Source organism: Streptococcus sanguinis, from assembly GCF_003943735.1.
GTDB lineage: Bacteria > Bacillota > Bacilli > Lactobacillales > Streptococcaceae > Streptococcus > Streptococcus sanguinis_E.
The window spans coordinates 312,737-325,480 of sequence record NZ_RJMV01000002.1; the positions used below are offsets into that span (position 1 = coordinate 312,737).

A 12,744-nucleotide genomic window follows, 5' to 3' on the forward strand; every position below is an offset into this window, starting at 1 on the left:
GTAGGATATAGGAGTAATTATGATTAAAATCTATGACACCATGTTGGCAGGAAGTCTTGTTTCTGTATTCAGTTTGTTTCGTGCAGGAAATCTGATTTTCGGTCTTCTGGTCCTGCTCCCTGCCTACCTTTACCATTTGAGCCGGAAGTAGACTGGAGAGGCGCTTGAATGTTTAAGAATGAACCGTTCTGCTGCAGGTTGGAATTGCTGTTGTCTGGCTTATTTTTCTTGTCCAGCAAGGATTTTGCTGAATACTTTGATTAGCTTAGGTCTAATCATCTGGGTCTATCCCGCTAAGTGAAGGCGAAGCAGAACTAGAAAGGTAACTATAAGAATGGCAGTATATTTTTACGGCTGTATCACCATGGATGGCTACTTGGCAGACAGCCAGCACAGGATAGACTGGCTGCATCAGCTTGGTTCTGTAGAGGATACAGGCTATGATGACTTTTACAGGCAAATGGATATCACCATCATGGGCAAGCGGACCTTTGAGGAAATCCAAGATTTGCAAGATGTAGAAAGTTTTTATCAAGCTACGGAAAACTATGTCTTTACGCATGATAGGCACCTGCCTGTCAGCAATTACCAGCCAGTAGCTGGGGATGTGGTGGACTTTGTTCACCAGATTGACAAAGGCAAAAATGTCTTTGTGATTGGTGGTAATTCCTTGGTAGGACCGCTCTTGGATGCGGATCTTTTTGACCACCTCATTATTCAGATAGCGCCCCTTATCCTAGGAAAGGGGGTTCCCCTCTTTACCCAAGAGGAAGGGCAGCGCTTTTACCAACTGGATAGCCTCAGACAATTTGGCCCTTTTGCAGAGCTGGTTTTCAGCCGAAAAAGTCAGAAATAGAGAAGGGAGTGGACCGCATGATTAAAATTTACGACACCATGTCTCGTGATTTGCGAGAATTTGTACCTATTGAGGACGGCAAGGTTAAGATGTATGTCTGTGGGCCAACTGTATACAACTATATCCATGTCGGCAATGCCCGCTCAACAGTAGCTTTTGACACTGTTCGCCGCTATTTTGAGTATCGGGGATTTGAGGTCAATTATATTTCCAACTTTACAGATGTGGATGATAAGATTATCCATCGGGCCAAGGAAGAAGGCATCACTCCCAAAGAAGTGGCTGACAAGTATATCGCAGCTTTTCGTGAGGATGTATCAGCTTTGGGTGTAAAACCTGCGACTCGTCATCCGCGGGTGGTGGAGTTTATGGCTGACATCATCCGTTTTGTGGAAGACTTGATTGAAAAAGGTTTTGCCTATGAGTCAGAGGGCGATGTCTATTTCCGTGTGGAAAAATCCCAAAACTATGCCAAATTAGCCAATAAAACCTTGGCAGACTTGGAGTTGGGTGCTTCTGGCCGGACAGATGAGGAGACTGCTCGTAAGGAAAATCCAGTAGACTTTGCTCTCTGGAAGGCAGCTAAGCCAGGTGAGATTTCCTGGGACAGCCCTTGGGGAGCAGGCCGTCCGGGCTGGCATATTGAGTGTTCGGTCATGTCAACGGAGATTTTGGGTGATACTATTGATATCCACGGTGGTGGGGCAGACCTAGAGTTTCCTCACCATACCAATGAAATCGCCCAGTCAGAGGCCAAGACTGGTCAGACTTTTGCCAACTACTGGATGCATAATGGCTTTGTCAACATTGACGATGTTAAGATGTCCAAGTCTCTAGGTAATTTTATAACCGTTCATGATGCCCTCAAGACCATTGATGGTCAGGTGCTGCGTTTCTTCTTTGCTACCCAGCATTATCGTAAGCCTATTAATTTCACGGAAAAAGCTGTTCATGATGCAGCGACCAATCTCAAATATTTGAAGAATACCTATGAGCAGCCTTTCACGGGTCAGGCAGACTCTGCTCAGATTCAGGCCTTTCTGGACAAGTTCACAGCTGCAATGGACGAAGATTTCAATGCGGCCAATGGTATCACGGTTGTCTTCGAGTTAGCCAAGTGGATTAACTCTGGCAATTACACCGCTGAAGTCAAGGCAGCCTTGGCCAAGCTCTTAGAAGTTTTTGGTATCGTCTTTGTAGAAGAAGTTTTGGATGCGGACATTGAGCGCTTGATTGAGGAACGCCAAGCAGCGCGGGCTAATCGGGACTTTGCGACTGCAGACCGTATTCGGGATGAATTGGCCGCTCAGGGCATCAAGCTCTTGGATACTAAGGACGGAGTGAGGTGGACACGTGACTGATGTCAACCTGATTAACGGTATTGCCCTCGCCTTTGAGGGAGATGCTGTCTACTCCATGTATATCCGGCGTCACCTGATTTTTCAAGGTCTGACCAAGCCCAATCAGCTGCATAGGGAAGCGACTAAGTATGTTTCTGCCAAGGCTCAGGCCAACCTCATTTCTCTCATGCTGGAAGAAGGGATTCTGACGGAGAAGGAAGAGGATATCTACAAGCGCGGCCGCAATGCCAACAGCCATACCAAGGCTAAGAATACGGACATCGTCACCTACCGTATGTCTACCGGCTTTGAGGCAGTCATGGGCTACTTGCATATGACCGAAGCCATTGAGCGACTGGAAGAGCTGATTGACTGGTGTATTCAACGGGTGGAGGAAAGCAAATAAAAAAAGATTTTCTAGCTCCGTTTACAAACTAGATAAATTGAAGATATCTAAAACAGAGTTGCTGCGGCAGCTCTTTTCTTTAGTGTCTGTATTTGCTATAATAATAGAAACTAGTTAAGGAGAATATCGTGAAAAAATATTTGGTTATATCGGTAATAGCCTTGGTTTTGCTTCTGCTATGGGCGTATAGCAACAGAAATAACAAACAAATCGAGACTTCTTCTGGAAAGACCAGTAGTGCTAATACAACTTCGTCTAAGGCGTCTAGCAGTAGCCAGGATTCAGAGCAAGCCAGCCTTCAGGAAACTTCTTCTAGCAGCATAGAGGTGCCCAGTTCAGAAGATACAAGTGAGCCAGCAGCAGAAAGTTCTGGATCTTCCATGAATGAAGAAGAGATAAAAAATGGAGACTACTCTAGTATTGCAGGTACTTGGAAAAGTGGTACTGGAAATACATTGGTGTTTGATGCCAATGGTTTGGTGAGTGAAACTCAGCATTTGAGCGAATATGGTGCCAAAGATATGTATGGTTTTGTTAGTATTGGAGTCCAGTGCCTAGGGCTAGTTTTCTTCTTTATAATTCTCGTAAAATTCCACCTTAATTCTAATAAAGTTTTCCAAGTCTCGCAGGAGCTGCAGGAGCATGGCGCGGGTTTCAAATTCTTGGCGGGTTTTAGGGAGCGGCCGCTCGCGAAATACGGTCAAATAGTTGTCAATCTCGTCCAAGAGGTCTCGGGCGGGATTTTCTTGGCTCAGCTGCTTAGCGGTCTGGGAGAAGAGACGGGCTAAAATCAAGCTTTCACTGGCTGCTAGATGGCAGTTATTAATATTGCTGGCCATGTCTTGCAGGATGCGGTTTTGGGCCTGTCGCATTTCAAAATAGTGAATATGGTAGTTGGTCTGGTGAAAGAGGTGGTTGGAGTGGTCCAGATAGACCAGCTGCAAGGCCTGCTGCAAAATCTTGTCCAGCTCCTTAATCAGAGCTGCATCATTTCGGCCGTCTCCAGCTTTTAAGAAATATTCAAAGCGTAGCAAAATCTTTTTCAGCTGTTCCTCCACTTGCTCATGGTAGCTGTCAATTTCTTGCTGGCGCGAGGGCATATAGAGATTGGCTAGCAGAGCAAAGCCAGTTCCAATAAGAAATAGAGCTAGCTCATTTCCAAGCAGTGACCAGGAGGTGGATTTTTCTAAGAGCAGATGGGTGACCAGGACGGTACTGGGGGTAATGCCGATTTCCCAGCCAAGCCGAAAGGCCAGAGGTACATAGATCGCGATATAGATGGCCAATGCTCCGAGATGAAAACCTAGAAAGTGAAAAGCCAGGCTTCCGATAGCCAGAGCCAGCAGGGTAGATAAAAAGCGATTGCCAGCTAGCTTTGCAGTACTGCGGCGGGTATCGGTCACGCTGAGGATGGCAATAATTCCAGCTGAAGTTGAGTAGGCCAGACCTAAAAAGTCAGCCAGCCAAGCAGCTAGACAGGTAGCTAGTACAAGCTTGATGGTACGTTGGAGGAGAGACATGAGTAGGAGTTTCCTTTTTTAGACTTCTTTCTATTATAGCACGACTGGTGGGGAATCTTGGGGACTGCTGATTGCTTTTTATCAGAGCAGAATTCTGTCTCGCCCGAGTAAATCCTGCCGCCATTCTTTCGCCTTTGTGTTATACTATTCCTATGGAAAAAAACGATATTGTCTACGGTGTGCATGCGGTGACAGAGGCTCTCGCGGCTAACACTGGAAATAAACTCTACATTCAAGACGACCTGCGTGGTAAAAAGGTCGACAAAATCAAAGATTTAGCAGCGGAAAAGAAGGTTTCTATCTCATGGACGCCTAAGAAAACCTTGCAGGAAATGACTGACGGAGCTGTTCATCAGGGCTTTGTTCTGCGGGTGGCTGAGTTCGCCTATACTGACTTCGAGGTGCTGTTGAAAAAAGCAGAGCAGGAAGACAATCCGCTCCTATTGATTTTGGACGGACTGACTGATCCGCACAATCTGGGCTCTATCTTGCGGACGGCTGATGCGACCAATGTGGCTGGAGTCATCATTCCCAAGCACAGGGCCGTCGGTGTGACACCAGTCGTAGCCAAGACCTCAACGGGCGCTATTGAGCATATTCCCATTGCCCGTGTGACCAATCTCAGCCAGACTCTGGACAAGCTCAAGGAAGCTAGTTTCTGGATTTTCGGGACGGATATGCAGGGGACGCCTTCTCATAAGTGGAATACAGCAGGCAAGCTGGCCCTCATCATCGGCAACGAAGGCAAGGGGATTTCAACCAATATCAAAAAGCAGGTGGACGAGATGATTTCCATTCCCATGAATGGGCATGTCCAGAGCCTCAATGCCAGTGTCGCAGCAGCTATTCTCATGTATGAAGTCTTTCGCAATCGCCTATGAAAAGAAAAATCTTACTGGTGGACGGCTACAATATGACGGCCTTTTGGCGGGAAACTCGTCCTTACTTTAACCGCGGAGAACTAGATGCCGCACGGACGATTCTGCTCCAGAAGCTCAGCAATTATGCCAGCTTTGAAGGACTGGAAGTTATCTGCGTCTTCGATGCCCAGTATATGCCGGGAGTTCGGCAGACCTACGAGGAGTTTAATGTGACGGTCGTTTTCACTGAAGAGGAGGAAACGGCAGATGACTATATTGAGCGCTTGGCAGCTGAGCTCAATACACCCAAAAATCAGGTGTCGGTTGCGACTAGCGATCTCAATGAGCAGTGGACTGTCTTCGCCCAAGGAGCTTTGAGAGTATCCGCTAGAGAGCTAGAGAAGCGAGTGGCTGTTACCAAATCAGACCTCAATAAGCTGAGCGGGAAAATCAATCTGCAAAGACCACCCTTGCGACCGATGGACAGCCAATCTTTGCGCGATTTACAAAAAATGATGGAGAAAAAAGATGACCTTTAAAATTTTAACCGATTCAACAGCAGACTTGCCAGAAAACTGGACCCAGGAAAATGACGTGCAGGTCCTAGGCCTGACCATTCAGCTAGATGGACAAACCTATGAGACAGTTGGTGCAGGCAAGCTGACCAGCCAAGAACTTCTGGACAAGATGGAGTCCGGAAGCAAGCCAACTACCAGCCAGATCAATGTCGGCCAGTTTGAAGATGTCTTTCGCAGCTATGCCAAGGAAGGGATACCAGTTCTCTATGTAGCCTTTGCTTCAGCCCTATCGGGTACTTATCAGAGCGCAGTCATGGCACGGGAGATAGTCTTGGAAGATTTTCCAGATGCACTGATTCGTATCATTGATACCAAGGCGGCTTCCATGGGGGAAGGACTTTTAGTCATGAAGGCAGCAGAAGCTAGAGCTGCAGGCCAGACCTTGGAGCAGACAGCGGACTTGATTGAGAGCTTGGTGCCTAAGGTCAAGACTTATTTTCTGGTTGATGACCTCAATCACCTCATGCGGGGCGGTCGGATTTCCAAAACTGCTGCGCTTATGGGGAGCTTGGTCAATATCAAGCCGATTATCGCTGTCAAGGGAGATGGAACTCTGGACTCGGTCGCTAAGGTTCGCGGTAAGAAGAAGGCGCAGGCCGAAGTAGTCCGCATGACTCTGGAAGGAGTTGCTGATCCGCGAGTGGTCATCGCCTATGCAGGTGCCGAAGAGATTGCTGAGAGTTTAAAAGCCCAGCTGCTGGAAAGCGACCAAGTAGAGGAAGTTCTCCTCATGCCTCTGGGACCTGTCATTTCTACCCATACTGGTCCTGGAACTTTGGGACTCTTTAGTATTGCCCAAGACATTCAAGATTAAGAAAACATGAAATCGCTATTTCATAAATAATTGCTTCAAATCTATTGCTTTTGCCTACTATTTTTGATATGATAGTAGGCGGTATTGTTTACCCCATTTGTAAGGCCCCGGAACCTTTCAAATAACTCGCGGACCGGAACATCCGCCCTGTAAACAAAAACGATATTTATATAGGAGAAATCATGAACAAAACAACATACATGGCTAAGCCAGGTGAAGTTGAACGCAAATGGTACGTAGTTGACGCTACTGATGTACCTCTTGGACGCCTTTCTGCTGTTGTAGCAAGCGTACTTCGTGGAAAAAACAAACCAACCTTCACACCACACACTGATACAGGTGACTTCGTAATCGTTATCAACGCTGAAAAAGTAAAATTGACTGGTAAAAAAGCGACTGATAAGATCTACTACACTCACTCAATGTACCCAGGTGGATTGAAACAAATCTCAGCAGGTGAGCTTCGCTCTAAGAACGCTGTTCGTTTGATCGAAAAATCAGTTAAAGGTATGCTTCCGCACAATACTCTTGGCCGCGCTCAAGGTATGAAGCTGAAAGTATTTGTAGGCGCTGAGCACACTCACGCTGCACAACAACCAGAAGTTCTTGATATTTCAGGACTTATCTAAGGAAAGGAACAAATAAGCTATGTCACAAGCACAATATGCAGGTACTGGACGTCGTAAAAACGCTGTTGCACGCGTTCGCCTTGTTCCAGGAACTGGTAAAATCACTGTAAACAAAAAAGATGTTGAAGAGTACATCCCACACGCTGACCTTCGCTTGGTTATCAACCAACCATTCGTAGTTACTTCAACTGTTGGTCAATACGACGTTTTCGTAAACGTTGATGGTGGTGGCTACGCTGGTCAATCAGGCGCTATCCGTCACGGTATCGCTCGTGCCCTTCTTCAAGTAGACCCTGACTTCCGCGATTCATTGAAACGCGCAGGCCTTCTTACTCGTGATGCCCGCATGGTAGAACGTAAGAAACCAGGTCTTAAGAAAGCTCGTAAAGCATCACAATTCTCAAAACGTTAATCAATACGATTATATCAACGTTTACAGACATTCAAGAATTATTTCTTGGATGTCTTTTTTGTTTCAAAAAATCAAAGTTCACCCCAAAATTCACCCCATATTCACCCCATCAATTTTTTAAACTACGAAAAGCAATATCACCTACAGTCTGATTGACTTTATCTTTGATATTAACGTAAGTTTTTGTAATCTCTTTATCACTATGAGTAAGAGCTTCTGAGAAGGCTTCAAGAGAAACACCTGCTTGTTTAGCAAGAGTAGCACCAGTATGTCTTAGTTTGTGTGGTGATGCTGGTGCTAATTCGGGATGTCTTCGTCTGACTGATTTCATCTTGATAAAACTTAAAATTTTTCTAATTATAACGAAGCATAGTCAAAAAGCTATGACCTCTATATTCACAAAAAAATCCAGACCAATACTAGTCCAGATTTCTTGTCTATTAAACATTCTTTTCAAAGAATGGAAGAACGGCTGTAACGGCTTTGTCAACGCAATTATTTAACTGTGAGAATCCGACGCACATAAATTTTAAATGGTGTCTCAGTCACATTTAAATTTATGAGACGCTTAGACGTTAGGCTTTCAATTTGTCAAATTTTGCTTTGACATTTGCCTTGAATTCTTCAAGTTTAGCCTTGCGTTCGGCTTTACGTTCAGCCTTCATTTGTGCACGTGCCTGGTTGTAGAGGTCTTCTTGGACTTGCAGAGCTGCTTCGATTTCGGCTACGACGGTTGCTACATCCCAACGCACGATTTGGGTGTCGTACTTGGTGAAGTAAGCATCGATGACTGCTTCGTTGTTTTCTTGCACCAAGGCGACAACGGCTGTTTCGCCGTCGATCAATTTTTGAGACACAACGTCAATCAAGCCAGCTTCTGCCGTATCAACGGTATCACCAGCAGCCAAACCATAGAGGCTGCCAATACCATAACCAAACAAGACGCCGATAGGACCACCCAAAAGCCCGATAACTGCACCGAGCAAGCCACCTTCTAGGGTTGCATCCGTCGTTGAATCTTCAAAGTCATAGCGTTCTTTTTCAACGATGTGACCGTTTTCATTTTTGACCAAGGCGATTTGAGCAACCTTGGTCGTCTGAGTTTGGCGGAAAGCCTTCAAATCCGCAAAGGACTGATAAGCTTCGCTTTCAGTGTTAAAGACTGAAACTACTAGGTTTTCCATAGTTAGTACCTCTTTTCTAAATATATACGTTCATTATAATACAGTTTCAATCACTTTTCAATCATTTTAGTGCGACATTTTAATTGATATGTCGCGTTTATCAGCGTCAAAGAACAGTTTCAGGCAGCGGTATATCTTTGCCATATCCCAGCCCAGACACTCTGGCGACTCTGAGTGATTATCAAGAAAGGCGTCCAGCAACATCTTAAAGCCTCCCGTGCAAAAAGTAAATAAATAGTGTTTTTCCTGTATGCCTGTCACACGGCTAAAAGACCGCTTGACCAAATCTTCCAGAAAATTATAGCAGATATTATGTACCAGCTCTGTGTAGCGAGTCTGATGAGCGTGCCGAATCACATCGACACTTTTATAGAATCTGCCAACTGTTTCCTTATGGTCGAATCCTTGAAAGAAGTCGCTTTATTCGTCGGTCAAGACAATTAATTTGGCTGGTGCAACTGATTCGCCAAGCTATGAACAAGCAATTATTACCTTTTGAAAGCAAAAATGGCAATTATGAAGGTGAAGCTACTCAGGTCTTAGTTCTTCTATCCAATTACTATGCAGACAAAAAACTATTTGATGAAAATACAGATGAATATGGAAATATCTTGATTTTAAAGGATTCATCCATCATTTCTAAATTATCGGCTATCCCAGATTTATTAAAAAGGGGATCTAGTAGGTAACAATAATATCGAATATATCAAAGTACGCAATATTAGGATTTCTTCAGAGGTTGAGTTAGAGTCAGATGTTGATGGGGATAAGTCGGATAATCTGCCAATAGATATAAAAATACTAGAAAACAGGCTTGAAAAAGGCTCGTAAAGCTAGCCAGTTCTCTAAACGTTAATTCGTTGCTGGACAGCAGAATACAAACGAAAACACTTTGCATCTTGCAAGGTGTTTTTTTCTATGAGAACTGGCGGTGCGCAATTAGGATAGCTCTAGCGACTTTAGTCGCATAGAGATATGCTATGCACAGTTGCCTCAAGAAAACAATGCTTCTTGGTCCACCCTGTTAGACAAGCTTCAAAACCAAGGAATCCAACAGATTTCTCTTGTAGTTACAGATGGCTTTAAGGGGCTTGAGCAGATTATCAGTCAGGCTCACCCATTAGCTAAACAACAATGTTGCTTAATTCATATTAGTCGAAATCTAGCTAGTAAAGTGAAACGAGCAGATAGAGCGGTTATTCTGGGGCAATTTATAATGATTTATCGTGCTGAAAATTTAGAAATGGCAGGACAAGCTTTAGAGGACTTTCTCGCCGAATGGAAACCAAAGTATAGGAAAGTCATGGAAAGTCTGGAGAAGACGGATAATCTTTTAACTTTTTATCAGTTTCCCTACCAGATTTGGCACAGCATGTATTCGACAAACCTCATTGAGTCTCTTAACAAAGAAATCAAACATCAAACGAAAAAGAAGGTTCTTTTTCCTAATGAGGAGGCTCTGGAACGTTACTTAGTTACGTTGTTTGAAGATTATAATTTCAAGCAAAGTCAACGAATCCATAAAGGGTTTGGTCAATGTTCTGATACACTTGAAAGCTTATTTAATTAACACTCCGTAACTCTACTTAAGTGTTTACACATAATTATTGACAGTATCAAAAAATAAAGTATATTGTTTTCATCATAATATAATTAAATATCAGTATAGAGAATTTTATCTATATATCAGATATCAGCAATTGCTTTTGCTGTCATTTTTCGCTACAATAGTTACAAGGAGGAAATAAACATGTTAAAAGAAGTATTAAACGTCGCAAAAGTTGCGAAAAAATCATCTCTCTTCTTAGGAGGGGTAGCATTTGGGACGCTTGGCTTGAAAGTCTTAGCAAGTAAAGAAGCTAAGAAAGGCTATTCTAAGGCCTTGGCTAAAGCTTACAAATTGAAAGATGGACTGGATGCATCTGTTTCTGTTGTAAAACAACACGGTGATGATGTTTTACAAGACGCTAAATATTTATACGAACAGGAAAAGAAAGAAGAACAATTAGATAGCCTGACAGGTGAATAATATGTCTTTTAAAGTGCTACACAGAGGATATCAACATATCCGATTATCGTCCTCGTTTTCACTGACCTTGGATATTCAAGATTATCTTCGTTCCTTGGCTAAAGATGAAAAAGGGATCGACTCTATTCAGTTTTATATGGATCAGCAGCACTTTACTCTACGTATGAAAGAAGGCTTCTCTGTATTAGAAAATGCAGAGGCCTTTTTAAAAAAAATTGACAAGGGGAAAGTTTCGGACTTGATGACTCTTCCCATTCGTAGAGAAGAGAGTGCTTATTCAATTGTATCGGGTGCAGCGATTAAGCGTTTGCTGTTTCGAAGTTTTGTACCCTACCCTATTCGTTATATTTGGACTTGTTATCAGGCTTTGGGTTATGTCAAAGAAGCCTATCAAACTTTAGCGCGCAAGGAACTAACCATGGAGGTCTTGGACTGTTCGGCCATTTTGTTGTCCTTGTTTATGAACCAATCCAAGACAGCTAGCAACATCATGTTTATGCTTGATTTGGGTAATCATCTGGATCAGTGGTCTTTAAAAAAAACAGCAACAGATTTGGAACAAAGCCTTCTTGCTAAAGAAAGTGATGTTTTCTTAGTGCGGGGAGACATGGTCATCAGCATCAAGAGTTCTGATGTTCAAGTAGGTGATGTATTAGTTGTCTCCCAAGGGAATGAAATCTTGTTTGACGGCCAAGTGGTTTCAGGATTAGGCATGGTCAATGAGAGTTCCTTGACTGGAGAGAGCTTCCCTGTTGAAAAGAAAGAGGGAGATTCTGTATGTGCGAATACTGTTTTGGAAACAGGAGAGTTAAGAATTCGTGTGACTGATAATCAGATAAACAGTCGTATTTTGCAACTCATCAATCTGATGAAAAAATCTGAAGAGAGTAAGAAGACAAAACAACGTCATTTTATTAGGATGGCAGACAAGGTTGTAAAATATAACTTCTTAGGTGCTGGTTTGACTTATCTGTTAACAGGTTCGTTTTCAAAAGCCATTTCCTTTTTATTGGTGGATTTTTCATGTGCTCTAAAAATATCCACACCTGTAGCCTACCTTACGGCCATAAAGGAAGGTCTAAATCGAGAAATGGTTATTAAAGATGGTGATGTATTAGAAAAATATCTGGAAGTGGATACTTTCTTGTTTGATAAAACGGGTACCATCACGACGAGTTATCCTTTGGTTGAAAAGGTTCTTCCTTTCGGAGATTATACTGAGAAAGATATTTTAAGAATAAGTGCATGTTTGGAGGAACATATCTATCATCCTATTGCCAATGCAATTGTTAAACAAGCTGAAATTGAAGGCATTGAACACGAAGAAATGCATGGCAAGCTTCAGTATGTTGCAAGCAAAGGGATTAAATCGCAAATTGATGGTCAATCGGTTGTCATTGGAAATTATGTACTAATGCAAGACGAACAGGTAAGAATTAGTTCTGAGCAGCTGGCCTTGATTGAGCAATATAAGACTCATTACAATTTATTGTTTTTGGCTTATAAGAAAGAATTAATTGGGATGTTTTGTATCCACACTCCCTTGAGAAGCGAGGCGAAAGTTGCATTGAAAAAGCTAAAGCGCCAAGGGAAAAAACTGATTCTGGCAACTGGTGATACGTTGGCTAGAACAGAAGAGTTGGTTAAAGATCTGCCATTTGACAACGTTTATACTGATTTAAAACCAGATGGTAAGTTTCAGTTGGTTCAGGAATTACAGAAAGCTGGCCGAACTATTTTGATGGTTGGAGACGGGTTAAACGACTCTGCTGCCTTGACGCTTGCAGATATTGGGGTTGTGATGAATGAAAGTGCTGATATTTCTAAGCAGATGAGTGATATTTTATTATTAGATAATCGTTTAGATTTCTTCGAGGAATTGAATTCTTTATCTGAATCGTTGCAGAAATTAATTCAAAGAAATATTCAAGAAACAGTTGTAATAAATGGAAGTTTAATTGGATTTGGGTTGTTAAATTGGTTAAGCCCATCTAATCTTTCGATATTGCACAATCTGACTACTTTAAGAATCGTCCTTCGTAGTCTTTCTATTAAAACTAGGTAAGAGACCGAGAAGCTGAGGTTATAAAAACTAAAAGGAGTTGTCTCATTTGAG

General features: G+C 42.9%; 15 protein-coding genes and 4 pseudogenes. 15 read left to right on the plus strand and 4 right to left on the minus strand.

From position 1 onward, the window contains the following. The first annotated feature begins 19 nt into the window (after positions 1-19). The 5 genes and pseudogenes from D8877_RS12405 to D8877_RS12575 all read left to right on the plus strand — a co-directional run. Positions 20-151 (plus strand): hypothetical protein, encoded by a 132-nt coding sequence (locus tag D8877_RS12405; RefSeq protein ID WP_260468653.1) that lies wholly within the window; start codon positions 20-22, stop codon positions 149-151. 183 nt (positions 152-334) lie between these two features. Continuing rightward, positions 335-856 (plus strand): dihydrofolate reductase family protein, encoded by a 522-nt coding sequence (locus D8877_RS04030; RefSeq protein WP_000301974.1) that lies wholly within the window; start codon positions 335-337, stop codon positions 854-856. Between the two features lie 17 nt (positions 857-873). Continuing rightward, a complete protein-coding gene (cysS, locus tag D8877_RS04035; protein WP_125340349.1) occupies positions 874-2,217 on the plus strand; it encodes a cysteine--tRNA ligase in 1,344 nt (447 codons plus the stop codon). After that, the gene (locus D8877_RS04040) at positions 2,210-2,602 is read left to right on the plus strand and encodes a Mini-ribonuclease 3 (protein ID WP_004185361.1); all 393 of its coding nucleotides are present in this window, start codon (positions 2,210-2,212) and stop codon (positions 2,600-2,602) included. The genes cysS and D8877_RS04040 overlap by 8 nt, the downstream gene beginning before the upstream one ends. 128 nt (positions 2,603-2,730) lie before the next feature. Continuing rightward, a pseudogene (locus D8877_RS12575) lies at positions 2,731-3,105 on the plus strand (DUF6287 domain-containing protein); the annotation flags it as partial. A gap of 57 nt (positions 3,106-3,162) precedes the next feature. On the opposite strand, the gene D8877_RS04050 reads toward D8877_RS12575, so the two are convergent. Continuing rightward, entirely contained in the window at positions 3,163-4,122 is a 960-nt protein-coding gene (locus tag D8877_RS04050) for an aromatic acid exporter family protein (protein ID WP_125340350.1), read from the minus strand. Between the two features lie 152 nt (positions 4,123-4,274). On the opposite strand from D8877_RS04050, the gene rlmB reads away from it, so the two are divergent. The 5 genes from rlmB (at position 4,275) to rpsI (ending at position 7,415) form a co-directional block, all read left to right on the plus strand. Beyond that, positions 4,275-5,003, plus strand: a complete 729-nt coding sequence (rlmB, locus tag D8877_RS04055) for a 23S rRNA (guanosine(2251)-2'-O)-methyltransferase RlmB (protein WP_002934494.1) — start codon at positions 4,275-4,277, stop codon at positions 5,001-5,003. Continuing rightward, positions 5,000-5,521: an NYN domain-containing protein gene (locus tag D8877_RS04060; protein WP_002926025.1), complete on the plus strand. Its 522-nt coding sequence runs from the start codon at positions 5,000-5,002 to the stop codon at positions 5,519-5,521. The genes rlmB and D8877_RS04060 overlap by 4 nt, the downstream gene beginning before the upstream one ends. Next, complete coding sequence (locus tag D8877_RS04065; RefSeq protein WP_002926023.1) at positions 5,511-6,374, plus strand: DegV family protein; 864 nt, start codon at positions 5,511-5,513, stop codon at positions 6,372-6,374. The genes D8877_RS04060 and D8877_RS04065 overlap by 11 nt, the downstream gene beginning before the upstream one ends. 182 nt (positions 6,375-6,556) lie before the next feature. Next, positions 6,557-7,003: a 50S ribosomal protein L13 gene (gene rplM, locus D8877_RS04070; RefSeq protein WP_002893769.1), complete on the plus strand. Its 447-nt coding sequence runs from the start codon at positions 6,557-6,559 to the stop codon at positions 7,001-7,003. 19 nt (positions 7,004-7,022) lie between these two features. Further along, on the plus strand, positions 7,023-7,415 hold the full coding sequence (gene rpsI / locus D8877_RS04075) for a 30S ribosomal protein S9 (RefSeq protein WP_002911681.1): 393 nt from the start codon (positions 7,023-7,025) through the stop codon (positions 7,413-7,415). A 109-nt stretch (positions 7,416-7,524) separates the two neighbouring features. Here the strand turns inward: rpsI and D8877_RS04080 are convergent, their stop codons facing one another. From D8877_RS04080 to D8877_RS04090, 3 genes are all read right to left on the minus strand, one after another. Then, positions 7,525-7,746 (minus strand): tyrosine-type recombinase/integrase, encoded by a 222-nt coding sequence (locus tag D8877_RS04080; protein ID WP_002893762.1) that lies wholly within the window; start codon positions 7,744-7,746, stop codon positions 7,525-7,527. Positions 7,747-7,990: 244 nt separating this feature from the next. Next, complete coding sequence (locus D8877_RS04085; protein ID WP_002893760.1) at positions 7,991-8,599, minus strand: DUF1269 domain-containing protein; 609 nt, start codon at positions 8,597-8,599, stop codon at positions 7,991-7,993. A gap of 66 nt (positions 8,600-8,665) precedes the next feature. Next, positions 8,666-8,956: a hypothetical protein gene (locus D8877_RS04090; RefSeq protein ID WP_037614148.1), complete on the minus strand. Its 291-nt coding sequence runs from the start codon at positions 8,954-8,956 to the stop codon at positions 8,666-8,668. Between D8877_RS04090 and D8877_RS12265 the strand changes: the two are divergent. From D8877_RS12265 to D8877_RS04110, 5 genes and pseudogenes are all read left to right on the plus strand, one after another. Beyond that, positions 8,950-9,093 (plus strand): annotated as a pseudogene (locus D8877_RS12265) (IS982 family transposase); the annotation flags it as partial. The gene D8877_RS04090 and the pseudogene D8877_RS12265 sit on opposite strands and share 7 nt — an antisense overlap. Positions 9,094-9,096: 3 nt before the next feature. Then, a pseudogene (locus tag D8877_RS12415) lies at positions 9,097-9,430 on the plus strand (diacylglycerol/lipid kinase family protein); the annotation flags it as partial. A 148-nt stretch (positions 9,431-9,578) separates the two neighbouring features. Next, positions 9,579-10,169: pseudogene (locus D8877_RS04100) on the plus strand (IS256 family transposase); the annotation flags it as partial. 180 nt (positions 10,170-10,349) lie between these two features. Continuing rightward, a complete protein-coding gene (locus D8877_RS04105; RefSeq protein ID WP_002893755.1) occupies positions 10,350-10,628 on the plus strand; it encodes a DUF6110 family protein in 279 nt (92 codons plus the stop codon). Between the two features lies 1 nt (position 10,629). Further along, positions 10,630-12,693, plus strand: coding sequence for a heavy metal translocating P-type ATPase (locus D8877_RS04110; protein WP_009660066.1), 2,064 nt, complete (start codon positions 10,630-10,632; stop codon positions 12,691-12,693). Positions 12,694-12,744: the final 51 nt, after the last annotated feature.

Bases quoted from the DNA above. Each gene is read 5' to 3' on its own strand.
- rpsI (WP_002911681.1), top strand. From the start codon at position 7,023: ATGTCACAAGCACAATATGCAGGTACTGGACGTCGTAAAAACGCTGTT.
- D8877_RS12405 (WP_260468653.1), top strand. From the start codon at position 20: ATGATTAAAATCTATGACACCATGTTGGCAGGAAGTCTTGTTTCTGTA.
- D8877_RS04080 (WP_002893762.1), bottom strand. From the start codon at position 7,746: ATGAAATCAGTCAGACGAAGACATCCCGAATTAGCACCAGCATCACCA.
- D8877_RS04085 (WP_002893760.1), bottom strand. From the start codon at position 8,599: ATGGAAAACCTAGTAGTTTCAGTCTTTAACACTGAAAGCGAAGCTTAT.
- D8877_RS04050 (WP_125340350.1), bottom strand. From the start codon at position 4,122: ATGTCTCTCCTCCAACGTACCATCAAGCTTGTACTAGCTACCTGTCTA.
- D8877_RS04060 (WP_002926025.1), top strand. From the start codon at position 5,000: ATGAAAAGAAAAATCTTACTGGTGGACGGCTACAATATGACGGCCTTT.
- cysS (WP_125340349.1), top strand. From the start codon at position 874: ATGATTAAAATTTACGACACCATGTCTCGTGATTTGCGAGAATTTGTA.
- D8877_RS04105 (WP_002893755.1), top strand. From the start codon at position 10,350: ATGTTAAAAGAAGTATTAAACGTCGCAAAAGTTGCGAAAAAATCATCT.
- D8877_RS04065 (WP_002926023.1), top strand. From the start codon at position 5,511: ATGACCTTTAAAATTTTAACCGATTCAACAGCAGACTTGCCAGAAAAC.
- rplM (WP_002893769.1), top strand. From the start codon at position 6,557: ATGAACAAAACAACATACATGGCTAAGCCAGGTGAAGTTGAACGCAAA.
- D8877_RS04110 (WP_009660066.1), top strand. From the start codon at position 10,630: ATGTCTTTTAAAGTGCTACACAGAGGATATCAACATATCCGATTATCG.
- D8877_RS04030 (WP_000301974.1), top strand. From the start codon at position 335: ATGGCAGTATATTTTTACGGCTGTATCACCATGGATGGCTACTTGGCA.
- rlmB (WP_002934494.1), top strand. From the start codon at position 4,275: ATGGAAAAAAACGATATTGTCTACGGTGTGCATGCGGTGACAGAGGCT.